This window comes from Tessaracoccus rhinocerotis (assembly GCF_007197885.1).
GTDB lineage: Bacteria > Actinomycetota > Actinomycetes > Propionibacteriales > Propionibacteriaceae > Arachnia > Arachnia rhinocerotis.
On record NZ_VKKG01000004.1, the window covers coordinates 326056 to 343444 of the forward strand.

The 17389-nt window shown below is 69.8% G+C and carries 16 protein-coding genes; 12 read left to right on the forward strand and 4 right to left on the reverse strand.

What is annotated here, in order from left to right; all coding sequences use genetic code 11:
* Positions 1-30 precede the first annotated feature (30 nt).
* Together FOJ82_RS11340 and FOJ82_RS11345 are read right to left on the reverse strand one after the other, a co-directional pair.
* Positions 31-516, reverse strand: coding sequence for a DoxX family protein (locus tag FOJ82_RS11340; protein WP_143938591.1), 486 nt, complete (start codon positions 514-516; stop codon positions 31-33).
* A 9-nt stretch (positions 517-525) separates the two neighbouring features.
* Positions 526-1932 carry an NAD(P)/FAD-dependent oxidoreductase gene (locus FOJ82_RS11345; protein WP_143938592.1) on the reverse strand — a complete coding sequence of 469 codons (1407 nt, stop codon included), beginning with the start codon at positions 1930-1932 and terminating at the stop codon, positions 526-528.
* Positions 1933-2044: 112 nt separating this feature from the next.
* On the opposite strand from FOJ82_RS11345, the gene mptB reads away from it, so the two are divergent.
* The 11 genes from mptB (at position 2045) to FOJ82_RS11400 (ending at position 13415) form a co-directional block, all read left to right on the forward strand.
* Entirely contained in the window at positions 2045-3493 is a 1449-nt protein-coding gene (gene mptB / locus FOJ82_RS11350; RefSeq protein ID WP_143938593.1) for a polyprenol phosphomannose-dependent alpha 1,6 mannosyltransferase MptB, read from the forward strand.
* Positions 3494-3550: 57 nt separating this feature from the next.
* A complete protein-coding gene (locus tag FOJ82_RS11355; RefSeq protein WP_143938594.1) occupies positions 3551-4558 on the forward strand; it encodes an ATP-binding cassette domain-containing protein in 1008 nt (335 codons plus the stop codon).
* Positions 4555-5475, forward strand: coding sequence for an ABC transporter permease subunit (locus tag FOJ82_RS11360; protein WP_143938595.1), 921 nt, complete (start codon positions 4555-4557; stop codon positions 5473-5475). The genes FOJ82_RS11355 and FOJ82_RS11360 overlap by 4 nt, the downstream gene beginning before the upstream one ends.
* 33 nt (positions 5476-5508) lie before the next feature.
* Positions 5509-6948, forward strand: coding sequence for a threonine synthase (gene thrC / locus FOJ82_RS11365; RefSeq protein ID WP_143938596.1), 1440 nt, complete (start codon positions 5509-5511; stop codon positions 6946-6948).
* Between the two features lie 41 nt (positions 6949-6989).
* Complete coding sequence (gene nadE, locus FOJ82_RS11370; protein ID WP_143938597.1) at positions 6990-7817, forward strand: ammonia-dependent NAD(+) synthetase; 828 nt, start codon at positions 6990-6992, stop codon at positions 7815-7817.
* A gap of 14 nt (positions 7818-7831) precedes the next feature.
* Positions 7832-8455 carry a DUF1707 SHOCT-like domain-containing protein gene (locus tag FOJ82_RS11375; RefSeq protein WP_143938598.1) on the forward strand — a complete coding sequence of 208 codons (624 nt, stop codon included), beginning with the start codon at positions 7832-7834 and terminating at the stop codon, positions 8453-8455.
* Entirely contained in the window at positions 8455-9213 is a 759-nt protein-coding gene (locus FOJ82_RS11380; protein ID WP_143938599.1) for an ankyrin repeat domain-containing protein, read from the forward strand. The genes FOJ82_RS11375 and FOJ82_RS11380 overlap by 1 nt, the downstream gene beginning before the upstream one ends.
* 139 nt (positions 9214-9352) lie before the next feature.
* Positions 9353-11227, forward strand: coding sequence for a molecular chaperone DnaK (gene dnaK / locus FOJ82_RS11385; protein WP_143938600.1), 1875 nt, complete (start codon positions 9353-9355; stop codon positions 11225-11227).
* A gap of 107 nt (positions 11228-11334) precedes the next feature.
* Positions 11335-11802: a nucleotide exchange factor GrpE gene (locus FOJ82_RS11390; protein WP_342780578.1), complete on the forward strand. Its 468-nt coding sequence runs from the start codon at positions 11335-11337 to the stop codon at positions 11800-11802.
* A gap of 33 nt (positions 11803-11835) precedes the next feature.
* Positions 11836-12990, forward strand: coding sequence for a molecular chaperone DnaJ (dnaJ, locus tag FOJ82_RS11395; RefSeq protein WP_143938602.1), 1155 nt, complete (start codon positions 11836-11838; stop codon positions 12988-12990).
* A gap of 5 nt (positions 12991-12995) precedes the next feature.
* Positions 12996-13415 carry a heat shock protein transcriptional repressor HspR gene (locus FOJ82_RS11400; RefSeq protein WP_143938603.1) on the forward strand — a complete coding sequence of 140 codons (420 nt, stop codon included), beginning with the start codon at positions 12996-12998 and terminating at the stop codon, positions 13413-13415.
* A 161-nt stretch (positions 13416-13576) separates the two neighbouring features.
* On the opposite strand, the gene FOJ82_RS11405 is transcribed toward FOJ82_RS11400, so the two are convergent.
* Both FOJ82_RS11405 and FOJ82_RS11410 read right to left on the reverse strand, forming a co-directional pair.
* Positions 13577-14512, reverse strand: a complete 936-nt coding sequence (locus FOJ82_RS11405) for a type IV toxin-antitoxin system AbiEi family antitoxin domain-containing protein (RefSeq protein WP_143938604.1) — start codon at positions 14510-14512, stop codon at positions 13577-13579.
* A gap of 221 nt (positions 14513-14733) precedes the next feature.
* The gene (locus FOJ82_RS11410; RefSeq protein WP_246099851.1) at positions 14734-16608 is read right to left on the reverse strand and encodes a phosphoenolpyruvate carboxykinase (GTP); all 1875 of its coding nucleotides are present in this window, start codon (positions 16606-16608) and stop codon (positions 14734-14736) included.
* A 115-nt stretch (positions 16609-16723) separates the two neighbouring features.
* Between FOJ82_RS11410 and FOJ82_RS11415 the strand changes: the two genes are divergently transcribed.
* Complete coding sequence (locus tag FOJ82_RS11415) at positions 16724-17335, forward strand: class I SAM-dependent methyltransferase (protein ID WP_143938606.1); 612 nt, start codon at positions 16724-16726, stop codon at positions 17333-17335.
* Positions 17336-17389: the final 54 nt, after the last annotated feature.

The following is a 17389-nucleotide window of genomic DNA, read 5'->3' on the forward strand; positions in this document are numbered from 1 at the left end:
TGTGAGTCAGCTGTGAGTGCCCTGTGCGGATCAGTAGTCGCGGGTCTGGATCGCGCCCGGGTCCGTGGTGGGGTCGCCGATCAGGTCATCGCCGGAGGACTCCTTGGGCTGCACGAAGAGGTGGTCCAGGCCGGCGCGGCCCGAACCGTGCGTCAGCAGGAGGAGGCCCACGACCGCCTGGACGGCGTTGTACTCCCAGCCGTGCTCGTGGACGTAGAAGCCGTCGCCGGAGCGCAGCAGTACGATCACGCCGACGTTCAGCACGATCATGCCGAGTCCGATCAGCGGTGTGGCAAGGCCGAACACCAGCAGGATGCCCCCGATGATCTCGAAGCCGATGACCAGCCAGATCAACGTCGACGCGTACGGTACGCCCGCCTGTTCCAGCAGGGCCACCTCGCCGGCGATCCCGGACTCCTGCCAGCGGTGCCAGCCACGCGCGACCAGCACGACGCCGATGACGATCCGGGTCAGCATCAGCCCGATGTCGCGCAGGACCCGGAGGAAGGACTGCATGCGGTTCTCCTATTCGGCGGGGGTCAACTCCTCCTCATCGTAGGGGACTGCGTCGTCATCGCCGTCCGCCTCGTGGCTGCGGCCTTGAATGAGCTTGCCCGAGGTGTGGGAACCGAGCCGCTCCAGGGCGAGGCGGCCCACCATCTGCTGGTTGGTGACCACACGCTGGGAACGGCCGTTGCTCACGAAGGAGATGAACCAACTCAGCAGCGTGGTGACCCGCTGCTTGAAGCCCGCGATGTAGAACAGGTGGAGGAACAGCCAGGCCACCCAGGCGACGAAACCGGTGAGCTTGATGTTGCCCATCTTCACCACCGCCGAGAACCTGGCGATCGTGGCCATGGAGCCCTTGTCGAAGTACTTGAACTCGCCGGGCGGCTGGGAGCCCTCGACCCGGGCGCGGATGTCCTTGGCCGCGTGCCGCGCGGACTGGATGGCGCCCTGCGCCACCCCCGGCACCCCGGGGAACGACATCAGGTCGCCGACCACGTACACGTCGGGGTGGTCCGGCAGGGTGAGGTCCTTGTTCACCACGACGCGGCCGGCGCGGTCGAGCTCGGCGCCGGACTGCTCGGCGAGGACCTGGCCCAGCGGGTCGCCCTTCACGCCGGCGGCCCACACCTTGCAGAAGCACTCGATCCGCTCCACCTCGCCGTCGGCGCGCTTGATGCCGACGCCGCGCTCGTCCAGCTCGGTGACGATCGAGCTCAGTTGCACCTCGACTCCCAGCTTCTCGAGCTTCTTCTTGGTGGCCGCTCCCAGTTCGGGACCGAACGGGGGCAGCACCTGGTCGGCGCCGTCGACGAGCACCACGCGGGCCTCGGAGGTGTCGATCGCGCGGAAGTCCTGGCGGATTGTCGTGTCGGCGAGCTCACGGATCTGGCCGGCCATCTCAACACCGGTGGGACCGGCGCCGACCACGACGAACGTCATCAGGCGACGGCGTTCTGCGGGGTCGGTGGTGAACTCGGCCACTTCGAAGGCCTTGATGATGCGGGCGCGCAGCTCGAGCGCGTCGTCGATGGTCTTCATGCCGGGCGCGAACGTCGCGAACTCGTCGTGGCCGAAGTAGGACTGGCCGGCGCCGGTGGCGACGACGAGCGAGTCGTACGGGGTCTCGTGGTACTGCTCGTGGAAGCGCCACTTGACCACCTTGTTGACCAGGTCGACGTCCTCCACCAGGCCCAGCAGCACCTGTGCGTTCTTCTGCCGACGCAGCACCTCCCGGGTGGGCGGGGCGATCTCGCCCTCGGAGAGGATGCCGGTGGCCACCTGATAGAGCAGCGGCTGGAAGAGGTGGTTTGTGGTGCGCGCGATCAGCGTGATGTCAACGTTGGCGTGCTTCAGGGCCTTGGTGCTGAACAGCCCCCCAAAGCCGGAACCGATCACTACGACCTGGTGTCGCTTCTTGTTCATCAGCATTCCTTCGGGTCTGTGATGTGGTCATCAGAGGCGAACTCGCCCATCCCAAGGGTAACTCTGGTGCCCAGTAGGCTGTGCTGAGCCGTCCCAGAGGAAGATCCCTGCCTTGCCACGTCCCGACTCCGCCAGATGGCTGCGCAACACCACCGCGGACGCCCCACACGGGTGGCTCTGGACCGCCGTCGGGGTGTTCGCGATCATCGTCGTGTCCCTGGCCACCGCCCTGGACATGAACGGCCTCCTGGAGCGCGGGGCCAGTTGGTGGCGGCCGCTGGTGACCATCCCGGCGCACTGCCTGCTGCTGGTCGCGTGGTGGCAACTCGGCCCGTCTTGGCGCCGGCCCCTGACGACCCTGGCGCTGTGGTGCGCCACGCTGCTGCTCGCGCCCCCGCTGCACAGCCGCGACGCGTTCTCCTACGCCGCGCAGGGCTGGCTGATCAACAACGGGCAGGACCCCTACGTCGTGGCCTCCGGGCAGGCGGGTGACGCCGGGCTGCTGGTGGGGGTGCACTGGTACGAGACGACGTCGGTCTACCCGCCGCTGTCGCTGGAGATCTTCCGGTTCATCTCGTGGCTGTTCGACGGCCACGTGTGGTGGAGCGTGATCGGGATGCGGCTGCCCAACCTCGTGGCCCTGGCCGTGCTCGCGTGGTGCCTGCCGAGGCTCGCGCGGCGCGTCGGTGTCTCCCGGACGACGGCGCTGTGGGCGGGACTGCTGAACCCGCTCGTGGTGGTCCAGTGGATCGGAGGCATCCACAACGACGCCATCATGGTGGCGCTCGTGGCGCTCGCGTGCCTGGTGGCCCAGGACCCGGCCTGGCGCGGCTACCGCGGCATGCTGGCCGGTGGCCTCGGCATCGGTGCGGCCATGCTGGTCAAGCAGTCCGGTGCCGTGGCGGGCGTCGCCGTCGTGGCCCTCGCCTGGGCCGCCGCGGTGCCGCACCTCGCGGAGCGCCGCCGGACCTGGTGGGCGCTCCTGCGCCGCGCCGCGGCTGCCGGCGGTGCGGCGGTGGGGGCCTTCCTCGCGTTCTCGTTCCTGTCCGGCTGGGGCCTGGGCTGGCGCAACCCCAGCGCGGGCAGCCCGCTGGAGGCCACCAGCAACTCGCCGGTGTCCTGGGTGGCGTCCTTCATCCGGTTCCGCGAATTGCTGCCCGACGAGACGGTCACCACGGTCCTGACCGGGCTGACGAGCGCCCTCATCGTCGCCGCCGTCGTGCTGCTCGTGGTCCGCTACGGACCCCACCCGCCCGACGAGGTGGGCAGGCCCTGGGTGATCGCCGTCGGGTCGCTGCTGGCGTTCGCCGTGCTCGGCCCGGCGACGCAGCCGTGGTACCTGACCTGGGCAGTGCCGTTCGTGGCCCTCGCGACCCCCCGGCTGTGCTCCCAGCACCTGTGGCTCGTGGCCGTGTGCGCCGCGTCGGTGATCCCCGCCCTGCAGGACCTCACCGCCCCCTACTTCTCCATGGTCATGCTGGCGGTGCCCTGCTGGTTGCTGTGGCGCCGGCTGGTCGCCGCGCGCGTGCCCGTCCTGCCCTCACCCCAGACCACGGTCTGACCCGGCAATGGGCCGCGGACCGATTGCCCGCCCGGCGCAGTTGCATAGGTTTGGTGCATGAGCGTCGACCACCGGTGGAGCCGGACCCCCACGCAGTGGGCCGTGCGCACCAACGACCTGGCCAAGAGCTTCGGCCGCAACGTCGCCGTCGCCGGACTGGACCTGCACGTGCCCGTCGGCGCCGTCCACGGTCTTCTGGGGCCGAACGGCTCGGGCAAGACCACGACGCTGCGGATGCTGCTCGGCCTCGTGCACGCGGACCGGGGACAGATGGAGATCTTCGGCCTCCGCGTCCCCGAGCGGCTGCCGGAGGTGATCAACCGGGTGGGCGCCATCGTCGAGTCCCCGAAGTTCTACCCGTCGATCACGCTGCGCCGGAACCTGGAGATCCTGGCCATGTCGCTCGGCGTCAACCGCCGCCGGGTGACGGAGGTGCTGCTGGAGGTCGGCCTCGGTGGCCGCGGGGACAACCGGTTCCAGCAGTGCTCGCTCGGCATGAAGCAGCGGCTCGCGATCGCGGCCACGCTCCTCAAGGAACCCCAGCTGCTGATCTTCGACGAACCCACCAACGGCCTCGACCCGGCCGGCATCCACGAGATCCGAACCACCATGCGGGCCCTGGCCGAGGCCGGCCGCACCGTGCTGGTCTCCAGCCACGACCTCAGCGAGATCGAGCAGGTGGCCGACTCCGTCAGCGTCATCGGCCGCGGCCGCGTCATCGCCGAGGGCGAGCTGGCCGAGTTCCTCTCCGGCGACGAGGTCAACGTCGAGGTGGAGGTGGACAACAACGTCGTGGGGTCCGAGGCGCTGCGGCGCGCCGGGTTCCGCAGCACCCTGGTCGGCAGCCGGCTGCACGTGACCCGCGCCGACGGCGGACGCCCCGACCCGCGCGCGGTCGCCCGCACCCTGGCCGCCGTCGACCAGTACCCCAGCCACCTCGTGGTCTCCCGCGCGACGCTGGAGCAGGCCTACCTCGACCTGACCGCGGACGAGCACCTCAGCGCCACCCAGGGCCGTCCCACGACGGCGCAGCCGGGGCTGTTCGGCAAGGGAGTGGTCTCATGAGCGACCTCGTAAGGGCCGAGTTCCTGCGGCTGGTGAGCCGCCGGGTCATGTGGATCCTGCTGGCCGGCGCCGTCGTGGTGGCCGCGCTGGTCGCCGTCAGCGCCAGCTCGGGCACCCGACCCTTGGACGCCGAGGACCACGCCCATGCACAGCTGCAGGCCGACGAGGCCAACGCATCCAACGTCCAGTACTGCAAGGACTTTCCGGAGGACTGCCCCGATCACGAGTTCGTCGCCGCCGACTTCCTGCGCCAGCCCCTGGACTACGAGCCCTACATCCGCGGCGTGACGGACGGCGGACTGCTGTTCGTGGCGTTCGGCGCGGTCCTGGCCGCGGCGCTCATCGGTGGTGAGTTCCGCTCCGGGTCCATCTCGACCCAGCTGACCTTCACCCCCCGCCGCACACCGCTGATGGCTGCGAAGCTGCTGGCGGCCACCACCGGGGCGGTGTCCCTCACCGCCGTCTACTTCACCACCGGGACCGTGATCGGGACCATATCCTTCCTGATGGTGCGCGGGGCAGGGGACCTCACCGCCACGGCGGCCATGCCCCTGATGATGCTTCGCATGCTGCTGGCGGCCCTGCTGGTCTCCGCCTTGGCGGCGGCCCTCACGTTCGTCGTCGGGTCCACCCTCCTGGCCGTGGGGCTCGGGCTGCTGGCCGTGGTGGCCTCGGAGATCCTCTCCTTCGACCCGTACAGCTTCGTCTCCGCCTGGCTGTGGCTGCTGCCGATGCCCAACCTCATGACCATCCTGTACACCGACTACGAGTACACGCGCTACGACCCGGTACTGATGGAGCACGTGCCCGTAGTGGCGATGGGCTTCGGGCAGGCGGTGGTCTACGGGGTGGTGCTGGTGCTGGTGACGGCCGTCGTGGGCGCGATCGTGTTCCGCCGCCGGGACCTGCTGCGCTGAGCCGTCGGCGCCGGTCCCGGTAGGGTGTCGTCCGTGCGCTACATCTCCACCAGGGCCAATTCCACGTCCGAGGGCCGCCAGTTCTGCGACATCCTGCTCGAGGGCCTCGCGCCCGACGGCGGACTTTACCTGCCCGAGTCGTACCCGCAGGTCGGCGCCGAACAGCTGGCTGCCTGGCGTGAGCTGCTGCGCACCGACGGCTACGCCGCGCTCGCCTTCGAGGTCGCGTCCCTGTTCGTCGACGACATCCCCGCGGCAGACCTGCGCGGCATCGTCGAGCGCGCCTACGAGCCCGACAAGTTCATCGATCCGGCCATCGTTCCGGTCACGCAGCTGCCCGACGGGCTGTGGCTGGCGCATCTGTCCAACGGGCCCAGCGCCGCGTTCAAGGACATGGCGATGCAGCTGCTCGGCGAGCTCTTCGAGTACGAGCTCGAACGCCGCGGCGCCACCATCACGATCCTCGGGGCCACCTCGGGGGACACCGGCTCGGCGGCAGAGTACGCGCTGATGGGCAAGCCCGCCGTCCAGGTGTTCATGCTGTCCCCGCTGGGCCGCATGACGCCCTTCCAGCAGGCCCAGATGTTCTCCATCGACGACCCGGGCATCACCAACATCGCCGTCGCGGGCGTCTTCGACGACTGCCAGGACATCGTCAAGGAGATCAACTCCGACGCCGCGTTCAAGCAGCAGTACGCCGTCGGCGCCGTGAACTCCATCAACTGGGGCCGGGTGCTGGCCCAGGTGGTCTACTACTTCGCCGCGTTCCTGCAGGTCTCGGCCGACGGCGCTCCTGTCAGCTTCGCGGTGCCGTCGGGCAACTTCGGCAACATCGCCGCGGGCCACATCGCCCGGATGATGGGACTGCCGATCCACCGCCTGGTGCTGGCCACCAACGAGAACGACGTCCTGGACGAGTTCTTCCGCACCGGCCGCTACCGGGTGCGCGGCTCCGCGGAGACGCACGAGACGTCGTCGCCGTCGATGGACATCTCTAAGGCCTCGAACTTCGAGCGCTTCGTCGCCGACCTCCTGGAGCGCGACGGTGAGCGCGTGGCCATCCTGTTCGGCAAGGAACTGCGGGCCACCGGCCAGTTCGACCTCTCCGACGAGCCCGGGTTCGTGGAACAGGTGGAGCGGTTCGGGTTCGTCAGTGGTTCCTCGACCCACGCGGACCGGCTGGCGCGCATCCGCGAGACGCACGCCGCTGACGGCACGATGATCGACCCCCACACCGCCGACGCCGTCCACGTCGCCCGCACGCTGCTCGCCTCCGGTGAGCTGGACGGGCCGGTGGTGGCGCTCGAGACGGCGCTGCCCGTCAAGTTCTCGGGGACCATCACCGAGGCGCTCGGGATCGTCCCGCCCCGCCCGCCGGTGTTCGAGGGCATCGAGGACCTGCCCCGTCACGTCGTCGAGGCCCCCAACGACGCCGAGGCGATCAAGGCGCTGATCCGCGCGAAGCTCGACTGAACGCAACCTCCTCGTAACGCCGTGGGCCTAGGCTGGTCCACATGCGTGAACTACAGTCCCGGATCATCGCGGAGATGGGCGTACGCCCGGAGATCGACCCCGAGGCGGAGGTGCACCGCCGCATCGGCTTCCTGTGCGACTACGTGCGTGCCACCGGCACGGGCGGCTTCGTGCTGGGGATCTCCGGGGGCGTCGACTCCACCCTCGCCGGCCGCATGGCCACCCTCGCGGTGGACCGGTTGCGCGCCGACGGCGTCGAGGCCGACTTCGTCGCGGTGCGGCTGCCCCACGGCGTGCAGGCCGACGAGGCCGACGCCGTCGCCGCCATGGACTTCATCGGCGCCCAGAGCGAGGTGACGCTCAACATCGCCGCCGCCGTCAACGGCCTCGAGCAGGGCTTCGAGGACGCCACCGGCCGCGACATCGCGGACTTCAACCGCGGCAACGTCAAGGCCCGGATCCGGATGGTCGCCCAGTACGCGCTGGCGGGGGAGCGCAACCTGCTGGTCATCGGCACGGACCACGGCGCGGAGTCGGTGGTCGGGTTCTTCACCAAGTTCGGCGACGGCGGGGCCGACATCCTGCCCCTGTTCGGGCTGAACAAGCGGCAGAACCGGCAGCTGCTCCAGTACCTGGGCTCGCCCGAGGCGCTGTGGCGCAAGGTCCCCACGGCCGACCTGCTCGACGGGCAGCCGCTGCGCACCGACGAGGACGAGCTGGGCATCTCCTACGACAGCATCGACGACTACCTCGAGGGGCGGGAGGTCCCGGGCGACGTCGCGGACAGGATCGAGGCGAAGTACCTGCTCACCCGCCACAAGCGAACGGTTCCCGTGACTGTTCTCGACGACTGGTGGCGCCCGGCCTGAGTAGAATCGACGCCATGTCTGACCACCCGGTGCCCCGCAAGCGCGTCCGCGCCAGCGACGAGGAGCGTGACGCGGTCCTGAGTGTGCTCCAGCAGGCCCACGCCGCGGGTCGGTTGAGCGTCGAGGAGCTCGGGGAGCGGCAGGACCTGGCGCTCCAGATCCGCTACACCGACGAGGTCTCGGACCTGGTCGAGGACCTCCCCGAGGGGAGCCACCTGCTGCCCACCCTCGGCGCCGCGGGAGCGCCGTCGCCGTCGGTGCGCTCGGCGGTGCCGCCGCCGGTCGCGGCCTCGCCCGAGTCCGTGTCGATGTCCGTGATGTCCGGCAAGACCGTCGACATCGCGCCCGGGACGGTGCTGTACCGCAACTTCGCCTGGTGGGGCGGCGACGACATCTACCTCGGCGACGCGATGGGGCCCGGGGTGGTCATCACCCTCGAACTGCACTGCATCATGGCGGGCCACAACATCTACGTGCCCGAGGGCGTCCGAGTCATCGACGAGTCGCTGGCGATCATGGCCGGCAACGACGTCGATGGGGAAGCCAAGGGAGACGGCTCCAACGGGACCCTCGTCATCAAGGGGTTCCTGTGGTGGGCCGGCAGCGACGTGAAGCTGCAGAGGCAGCAGAGGAACTGATGGACCTGCGCCCCGCCGCGGCCGCGGTGCTCACCGCCGCGCTGCTCGCTTCCTGCGCCTGGGCGCCGTCCGCGGCCGGCCCGGACGCCGGCGAGTTCTTCGACGCTCCGGACGCCGTCGCGCTGGCCGAGGCCGTCGCCGTCGGTGACGCCGACGAGGTGGCCCGGCTGGTGTCCGAGGGGGCCGACCCGGACGCCAAGGGGGAGGCCGACCTGACGATGCTGCAATGGGCCATCAGGGTGGCCAACGCCGACGGCCTCGTCTCCCTGCTCGACAGCGGAGCGGATCCGGACCTCAACGGAGTGGCGGGCAGGACGCCGTTGGAGGACACCGTCGACGTGGACACCACCGACGCGGTCGCCGAGCTGATGATCCCGCTGCTGCTCGAGGCTGGCGCGGACCCGAGCGGTCGCAACACGATCACCGGCGAGGCGCCCCTCTCGGTCGCCTGCGTCACGTCGTCGGACGCCGCCATCGGGCTGCTGGTGGAGGCCGGCGCAGACCTCGACGCCGCCGACTTCAACGGTTCCCGGGCCCTGCACGCCTGCGCCCGCGTGAACCGGGGCGCCCAGCTGCTCGTCCTGCTGGAGGCCGGCGCCGACCCGCTTGCGACCCTGGGCCGCGGCACCACGTTCCAGGACTTCTACTTCGGCTACGACCGCGAGCTCCTCAACGAGCGCGCGCTCGCCGAACGGGACGCGGTGATCGCCTGGCTCGAGGAGCACGACGTGCCCGTGAACCCGGAGGCGTACGCGTGAGCATGGGGGACCACCCTGAAACCACCCGGAGTTGAGCCTGGTGCGCTCAATCCTGTTTGAGATGAGCCGCTCGCTGTGGCAAGGTTGAGCCATACCCACTCAAGGGACCCACATCTTCGCACACAAGAGGAGTAACCCCATGGCTCGTGCAGTAGGCATCGACCTCGGCACCACCAACTCGGTCGTCGCAGTCCTCGAGGGCGGTGAGCCCACCGTCATCCCCAACGCCGAGGGCAACCGCACCACCCCGTCGGTGGTGGCGTTCTCGCAGTCCGGGGAGGTCCTCGTCGGCGAGGTCGCGAAGCGTCAGGCCGTCACCAACGTCGACCGCACCATCCGCTCCGTCAAGCGCCACATGGGCACTGACTGGAAGGTCGCCATCGACGACAAGGACTACCGTCCCCAGCAGATCTCCGCCTTCGTGCTGCAGAAGCTGAAGCGCGACGCCGAGGCGTACCTCGGTGAGCAGGTCACCAACGCCGTCATCACGGTTCCGGCCTACTTCTCCGACGCCGAGCGCCAGGCCACCAAGGAGGCCGGCGAGATCGCGGGCCTGACCGTGGACCGCATCATCAACGAGCCCACCGCCGCCGCCCTCGCTTACGGCCTGGACAAGGGCGACGTGGAGCAGACCGTCCTCGTGTTCGACCTCGGTGGCGGCACCTTCGACGTCTCCCTCCTCGACATCGCCGACGGCGTCTTCGAGGTCAAGGCCACCAAGGGCGACAACCGCCTCGGTGGCGACGACTGGGACGCGGCCGTCGTCGAGTGGCTCGTCACGCAGTTCAAGAACAAGCACGGCGTGGACCTCTCGCAGGACAAGATGGCCCGCCAGCGCCTGCAGGAGGCCGCCGAGCGCGCCAAGATCGAGCTGTCCTCGGCCTCCGAGACCGCCATCAACCTGCCCTACATCACCGCCTCGGCCGCCGGCCCGCTGCACCTCGACGAGAAGCTCACGCGCTCGGAGTTCCAGCGCCTGACCCAGTCGCTGCTCGAGCGCTGCCGCGCCCCGTTCAACGCGGTGATCTCCGACGCCAAGACCTCCGTCGACAAGATCGACCAGGTCCTGCTCGTCGGCGGCTCCACCCGCATGCCCGCCGTCGCCGAGCTCGTCAAGGAGCTCACCGGTGGCAAGGACCCGAACAAGGGCGTCAACCCCGACGAGGTCGTGGCCCTGGGTGCATCGCTCCAGGCCGGCGTGCTCAAGGGTGAGGTCAAGGACGTGCTGCTGCTCGACGTCACCCCGCTGAGCCTCGGCATCGAGACCAAGGGTGGCGTGATGACCAAGATCATCGAGCGCAACACCACCATCCCCACCAAGCGCTCCGAGGTCTTCACCACCGCCGAGGACAACCAGCCCGCCGTGATGATCCAGGTGTACCAGGGCGAGCGCGACTTCGCCCGGGACAACAAGTCGCTGGGCAACTTCGAGCTGACCGGCCTGCTGCCGGCCCCGCGTTCCGTCCCGCAGATCGAGGTGACCTTCGACATCGACGCCAACGGCATCGTGCACGTCGGCGCCAAGGACCTCGCCACCGGCAAGGAGCAGTCGATGACCGTGACCGGCGGCTCCGCCCTCGGCAAGGAGGACATCGACAAGATGGTCAAGGACGCCGAGGCGCACGCCGAGGAGGACCGCAAGCGCCGCGAGGCCGTCGAGATGCGCAACGAGGCCGACGCGCTGGTGTTCCGCACCGAGAAGCTCCTCGAGGAGAACGCCGAGCAGATCGGCGACGACGTCAAGGCGCCGGTCGTCGAGTCCCTCGACAAGCTCAAGGAGGCCCTGAAGGCTGAGGACAACGACGACGAGGTGAAGGCCGCGATCGAGGACCTGAACACCAAGGCCGCCGCCATGGGCCAGGCGATGTACGCCGCCGCCCAGGCCGCGCAGGGTGCCCAGGGCTCCGAGTCCGGCACCGAGGGTGGCGAGTCCACCGACGGTGGCGCCGGCCAGGAGGACGTCGTCGACGCCGAAATCGTCGAGGAGACCCCCGGCGAGGGTGAGGACAAGTGACCAACTCCCACGAGGAAGTCGTCGGCCCACTGCCGCACGAGGAGCCCGAGACCGCCGCCGAGCAGCCGCTCGAGGGCAACCTCGAGCAGCCCGCCGAGTCCGAGTCCGTGGCAGCCGACTCCCCCGCCGCGGAGGCGGGGGAGGCGGTGACGGACTGGGAGGCGGTTGCGGCCGAGCGCACCGAGGACCTGCAGCGCATCACCGCGGAGTACGTGAACTACAAGCGTCGCGTGGACCGCGACCGCAACCTCGCCCGGCAGGCCGGCGTCGAGGCAGTGGTCACGGACCTGATGCCGGTGCTGGACAGCATCGCGCTGGCCCGCACCCATGACGACCTGGCGGGTGGCTTCAAGCTCGTCGCCGACGAGCTCGAGAAGGTCACCGGCAAGTACGGTCTGGTGGCCTTCGGTGAGGTCGGCGAGGAGTTCGACCCCAACCGGCACGACGCCCTGATGGAGATCCCGATCGAGGGTGGCGTCACCGTCACCACCGTTTCCCAGGTGATGCAGCAGGGCTACGCCATCGGCGAGCGGGTCATCCGCCCCGCCCGAGTCGGCGTCGCCAACCCGTCATAATCACAACAGCTTGACGTTCGAGGAGGTCGCCCAGTGAGTACCAAGGACTGGATCGAGAAGGACTACTACAAGATTCTGGGCGTCTCCAAGAACGCGAGCGAGGACGAGATCAAGAAGGCGTTCCGCAAGATCGCCCGGAACAACCACCCGGACCAGAACCCGGGTGACAAGGCAGCCGAGGCCCGCTTCAAGGAGGCCTCGGAGGCCAACTCCGTGCTTGGCGACCCGGCCAAGCGCAAGGAGTACGACGAGGCACGCAGCCTCTTCGGTGGCGGCGGGCTGCGCTTCGGCCGGCCCGGCACCACCCCCGGCGGCGGCGGGTTCGAGGACCTGTTCCGCAATGCCGGCACCGGTACTGCCGGTGGTTTCGGGGACCTGTTCGGCAACCTGTTCAACAACGACGGGCCGCAGCGCCGCGCCTCGACGCGCGGGCCCCGTCGCGGTGCCGACGTCGAGGGCGAGGTCAAGCTCAGCTTCGAGCAGGCGGTGGAGGGCACGACGGTTTCCATGCGGTTCCCGTCGGACAACCCCTGCCCCTCGTGCCGCGGCACCGGCGCGAAGGCCGGGACCCTGCCCAAGGTGTGCCCCACCTGTGAGGGCTCCGGCATGCAGAGCGCTGCCGCCGGCGGCGTGTTCTCGATGAGCGAGCCGTGCGTCGACTGCCTCGGCCGCGGCCTCCTGGTGGAGGATGCGTGCCCCGACTGTGGCGGCTCCGGTCGAGCCAGGTCCGCGCGGTCCATGAACGTCAGGATCCCCGCAGGCGTTGGCGACGGCCAGCGCATCCGCGTCAAGGGCAAGGGCGCCGCCGGAGAGAACGGTGGCGCCGCCGGCGACCTGTACGTCACCGTCCACGTCACGCCGCACAAGATCTTCGGTCGCAGCGGCAGCAACCTCACGCTGGAGGTGCCCGTCACGTTCGCGGAGGCCTCCCTCGGCGCCGAGATCACCATCCCGACGCTGTCCGGCTCCAACCTCAAGCTCCGGATCCCGCCGAACACCCCCAACGGCCGCACGATGCGTGTCCGCGGCAAGGGTGCGCGCAAGTCCGACGGCACGATGGGCGACCTGCTGGTCACCATCGAGGTCCAGGTGCCCGACCACCTCAGCGAAGCGGCCAAGGCGGCCCTGCTCGAGTACACCGAGAAGTCGGGCCAGGAAGACCCACGGGCCGCCCTGTTCGGGAGCTGATCCCCATGACCGCGAACCTTCCCCAGCAGTTCGACCACGACGCACCGGTCTTCCCGGTGTCAGTGGCCGCTTCGCTGGCGGACATGCACCCACAGACCCTGCGCGGCTACGACCGCCTGGGTCTCGTGGTGCCGCGCCGAGCCCGCGGGCGCGGGCGTCGCTACTCCCTGCGCGACGTCGCCCGCCTGCGTCACATCCAGCGCCTGAGCCAGGACGAGGGGATCAACCTCGAGGGCATCCGGCGCATCCTGCAGCTCGAGGAGCACATCGAGACCCTGCAGCAGCAGGTGGCGCGCCTGAACGAGACACTCCACCGCGTGCAGAACTTGCCCGAGGCCGCGCGCATCTTCACCGCCGAGGCCACCGGAGACGTCCACCACGGCCGCTACCGCGCCACCCGACGACTCGCGCTCCCACCCCGCTGACCGACGCGCACGCCGTCGCCCGCGCCGTCGCGCCCGCCGGCCCCGCGCCCGCGCCGTCGCCGTCGCTGGCACTCGGTGCGCCACCCCTCATGGCGTTTGCCACCCTTGGTGGAAGTCGCTCCCGACAGATCCGCAGTGCCTTTACCCAGCGGTGGCGAAGCTCACCCGATCAGTCCCAGCTGCCGTCGTTGCAGTCCCATCGCCCGACGTAGCAGTGCGCCCAGGGCGGTGGCGTCGCACGCGATCTTCCAGTCCCAGCGCACGATCCAGTACCCCGCCTGGCGGATCCTCTCCTCGCGCAGCTTCTCCCTCATGACGACGTCGGCGACGGACTCGCCGGGTGCCAGCAGGTCCGCGTACTTCCCCTTCCCGTCCATCTCGCCGACGAGCTTGAGTTCGGGCCAGGCGAAGTCCGCCCGGGCGACGAACTGACCGGAATCGTCGACGATCTCGAACTGGGTCGCGGGATCCGGGATCCCGGCGAGCGCCATGGACACCCTGCTCATGGACTCGGCGGCCGACTCACTGCGCTCGTCAGCGAACTCGACGACGCTGCGGGCGCGGTTCAGACCGTGCAGTCGCGGATGCCTCTCCAGAGCCGGGAGGAGGTCCTCCAGGGCGAGCCCCTGGTGGAGTGCCGCATCGACCGCCATCACGCCCCATGCGAACGGGGACGTCCTGGCGAGGTCCGACGCCGTGCGCGCCAGTGTGGTGACCGGGAAGTCTCCCAGCCGCGTCACCTCGTCGTCGTCGAGCGGGGACGTCCGGGTCACGAGGTGGTGGCTCCGTTTGCCGTGCCCCGCCGTCCTGCGAGTTGCCCAGACACGATCCAAGCCTGCGATCGGCACCGGAAGCTGATGGAGGACGCCTGCCGAGAGATGGCTGATCACAGTCGAGGAGTGCACTTCGGTCAGGGTGGCGCGGACCAGTTGGCGGTGCAGCAGTTCCGTGCTCAGTGTGGTGGTCGTCGGACGGTAGACGCCTCGTCGCAGCCGCTCCAGCTCACCGTTGCGGAGACGCTTGCGGATGTCGTTGGCCGTCAGGCCCTGCCGGGCGAGTTGCGCATGGGTCACCAGCTGATTGGGTTCAAGGTGCATGGTCCGATTCCACCGGTCTGCCGGTCCACGCGGCCCACGAAATCCACAGGCTGTGGATAACCCGACGATGCCCGCTCGCGCCGCGTGGTGCCGGCGGGCCGCCGTCGGGCGTTAGCCACCCTTGGATCAAGCGGCCCCGGATCTGTCGGGAGCTTCGTGCAGCAGGGGTGGCGGCCTGCAACAAGGGTGGCGAACGGGCCATGGGGCGCCGGCGAGGGTCGTCAGTGGGCGACCTCGCGCACCATCGCCTCGGCGAGCAGCCACAGCTCGTCGTGCATCTCGGTGGGCAACCTGCTGCCGAGTGAACGCAGCCAGCGCCTGACACGCGGCAGCTCGTCGGCCCACTCGCTGGGGGAGTAGCCGATGACGGCCTCGAGGTCTGTGGCGGGCAGGTCGAGACCGGAGACGTCGAGGTCCTCGGGCAGGGGCAGTTGGCCGGCGGGGGAGTCGACGGCGCCGACGCGGCCGTCGATCCGCTCGGCGATCCACTTCAGCACCCGCGAGTTCTCGCCGAAACCTGGCCACAGGAACCTGCCGTCGCCGTCGCGGCGGAACCAGTTCACGTAGAAGATCTTCGGGAGCTTGTCCGCGGTGGTGGCGTTGCCGACGTCGAGCCAGTGCTGCAGGTAGTCGGCCACGTGGTAGCCGATGAACGGCAGCATCGCCATCGGGTCGCGGCGCAGCACACCGACGGATCCGGTGGAGGCCGCCGTCGTCTCCGACGAGCAGGTGGCGCCCATGAACACGCCGTGCGCCCAGCTGCGTGACTGCGCCACCAGCGGGATCGTGTTCTCCCTGCGACCGCCGAAGATGATGGCGTCGATGGGGACGCCGCGGGGGTCGTCGTAGGCGGCGGCGAGGATCGGCACCTGGGTGATGGGAGTGCAGAACCGGCTGTTGGGGTGGGCGGCCTTCTCGCTCGGGCGGCCGCCGTCGGGACCCCTCGGCGTCCAGGCGCGGCCCTTCCAGTCGGTCAGCCGCTCGGGTGCGACGTCGGTCATGCCCTCCCACCAGACGTCACCGTCGGGGGTGAGGGCCACGTTGGTGAAGACCGAGTTCCCGGCCTCGACGGCGCGCATCGCGTTGGGGTTGGTGGTCTCGCCGGTCCCGGGTGCGACGCCGAACAGGCCCGACTCCGGGTTCACTGCCCAGAGCCGGCCGTCGTCACCGGGGCGCAGCCAGGCGATGTCGTCGCCCAGCGTCTCCGCCTTCCAGCCGGGGATGGTGGGATTGATCATTGCGAGGTTCGTCTTGCCGCAGGCCGACGGGAACGCCGCGCACACGTGGAACACCCGCCCCTTCGGGCTGGTCAGCCGAAGGATCAGCATGTGCTCGGCCAGCCAGCCCTCGTCGCGGGCCATCACCGAGGCGATCCGCAGCGCGTAGCACTTCTTGCCCAGCAACGAGTTGCCGCCGTATCCGGAGCCGAAGCTCCAGATGGCCCGCTCGTCGGGGAAGTGCGCGATGTACTTCTCGTCGTTGCACGGCCACGGAACGTCGACGACGCCCTCGGTGAGCGGCATCCCCACCGAGTGCAGCGCCGGAACGAACGCCGCGCGGCTGGCCTCCATGGCCTCCAGCGGCTCCGCGCCCATCCTGGTCATGATGCGCATGGAGAGTGCGACGTAGGGGGAGTCCGTGATCTCGACGCCGAACTTCGGGTCGGCGGCCTCCACGTGCCCCATGCAGAAGGGCACCACGTACATGGTGCGGCCCCGCATGCAGCCGTCGAACCTGTCGCGCAGGATGGCCTTCATCTGAGCCGGCGCCATCCAGTTGTTCGTGGGGCCGCAGTCGTCCTCGGCCACCGAGCAGATGAACGTCCGGTCCTCGACCCGGGCGACGTCGTCGGGATCCGTGCGCACGTAAAGGGAGTTCGGCTTGCGCTCCGGGTTCAGCCGCACCGCGGTTCCGGCGGCCACCAGCACGTCGACGAGGTGGTCCCACTCCTCGTCCGACCCGTCGCAGTGGTGGATCGCCTCTGGTCTGGTCAGGGCCGCCACCTCGTCCACCCAGGCAAGGATGCCCGGGTGGGTCGGCACCCTGCCGCTGACGGGCAGGTCGGTCCGTACATGGGTCAGCTTCGCGTCAGTCACTTCCACTCCTTCGGGGGCGCGACTCGGCTTTCCATCCACCATAGCCCTCCGTGTCCGAACGCGGGCGGGGCGGCTCGGCGGAGGCGACAATGGGTGGAGACCACCGGGAGGCAGGATGTCAGAGGAGAAGTTCCGGCAGCGCTGGAACGAGGCTGCGGGCACGTTCGACAAGATGATCGCGCCGATGGAGAGACGGTGGTTGGCGGCCGGCCGCGACTGGGTGTGCTCACGCGTGCAGGGGGAGGTGCTCGAACTCGCCGTCGGTACCGGCCTGAATTTCCCCCACTACCCGCGCGGGACCCGGCTCACCGGGATCGAATGGGCGCCGGAGATGCTCCGCAAGGCGCGCACCCGCGCCGAGGAGACCGGGCTGGAGGTCCGGCTCCAGGTGGCCGACGCCACCGAACTGCCGTTCGAGGACGACTCGTTCGACACCGTCGTGTGCACCCTCTCCCTGTGCTGCATCTCCGACCACGACCGCGCACTCGCCGAGGCGGCCCGGGTGCTACGACCCGGGGGTCGGCTGTTGCTGCTGGACCACGTCGCCTCGACGGTGCCGCCGCTGCGCTGGCTGCAGCGGTTGGTGGAGCGTTTCACGATCCCGCGGGAGGGGGAGCACTTCACCCGGCGGCCCGCCGAGCGGCTGGCCGCCCATGGGTTCGACGTCGTCGATTCGGAGCGGCAGCTGTTCGGCATCCTCGAGCGGGTGCACGCCACCGCCGCCTGACGAGTCCCGGTCGCTGGATCACCAAGCCCGAACACGTCGCTGGCTTGGGCCTGC

Bases quoted from the DNA above. Each gene is read 5' to 3' on its own strand.
- FOJ82_RS11340 (WP_143938591.1), bottom strand. From the start codon at position 516: ATGCAGTCCTTCCTCCGGGTCCTGCGCGACATCGGGCTGATGCTGACC.
- FOJ82_RS11345 (WP_143938592.1), bottom strand. From the start codon at position 1,932: ATGAACAAGAAGCGACACCAGGTCGTAGTGATCGGTTCCGGCTTTGGG.
- FOJ82_RS11355 (WP_143938594.1), top strand. From the start codon at position 3,551: ATGAGCGTCGACCACCGGTGGAGCCGGACCCCCACGCAGTGGGCCGTG.
- FOJ82_RS11360 (WP_143938595.1), top strand. From the start codon at position 4,555: ATGAGCGACCTCGTAAGGGCCGAGTTCCTGCGGCTGGTGAGCCGCCGG.
- nadE (WP_143938597.1), top strand. From the start codon at position 6,990: ATGCGTGAACTACAGTCCCGGATCATCGCGGAGATGGGCGTACGCCCG.
- FOJ82_RS11375 (WP_143938598.1), top strand. From the start codon at position 7,832: ATGTCTGACCACCCGGTGCCCCGCAAGCGCGTCCGCGCCAGCGACGAG.
- FOJ82_RS11380 (WP_143938599.1), top strand. From the start codon at position 8,455: ATGGACCTGCGCCCCGCCGCGGCCGCGGTGCTCACCGCCGCGCTGCTC.
- dnaK (WP_143938600.1), top strand. From the start codon at position 9,353: ATGGCTCGTGCAGTAGGCATCGACCTCGGCACCACCAACTCGGTCGTC.
- FOJ82_RS11400 (WP_143938603.1), top strand. From the start codon at position 12,996: ATGACCGCGAACCTTCCCCAGCAGTTCGACCACGACGCACCGGTCTTC.
- FOJ82_RS11405 (WP_143938604.1), bottom strand. From the start codon at position 14,512: ATGCACCTTGAACCCAATCAGCTGGTGACCCATGCGCAACTCGCCCGG.
- FOJ82_RS11415 (WP_143938606.1), top strand. From the start codon at position 16,724: ATGTCAGAGGAGAAGTTCCGGCAGCGCTGGAACGAGGCTGCGGGCACG.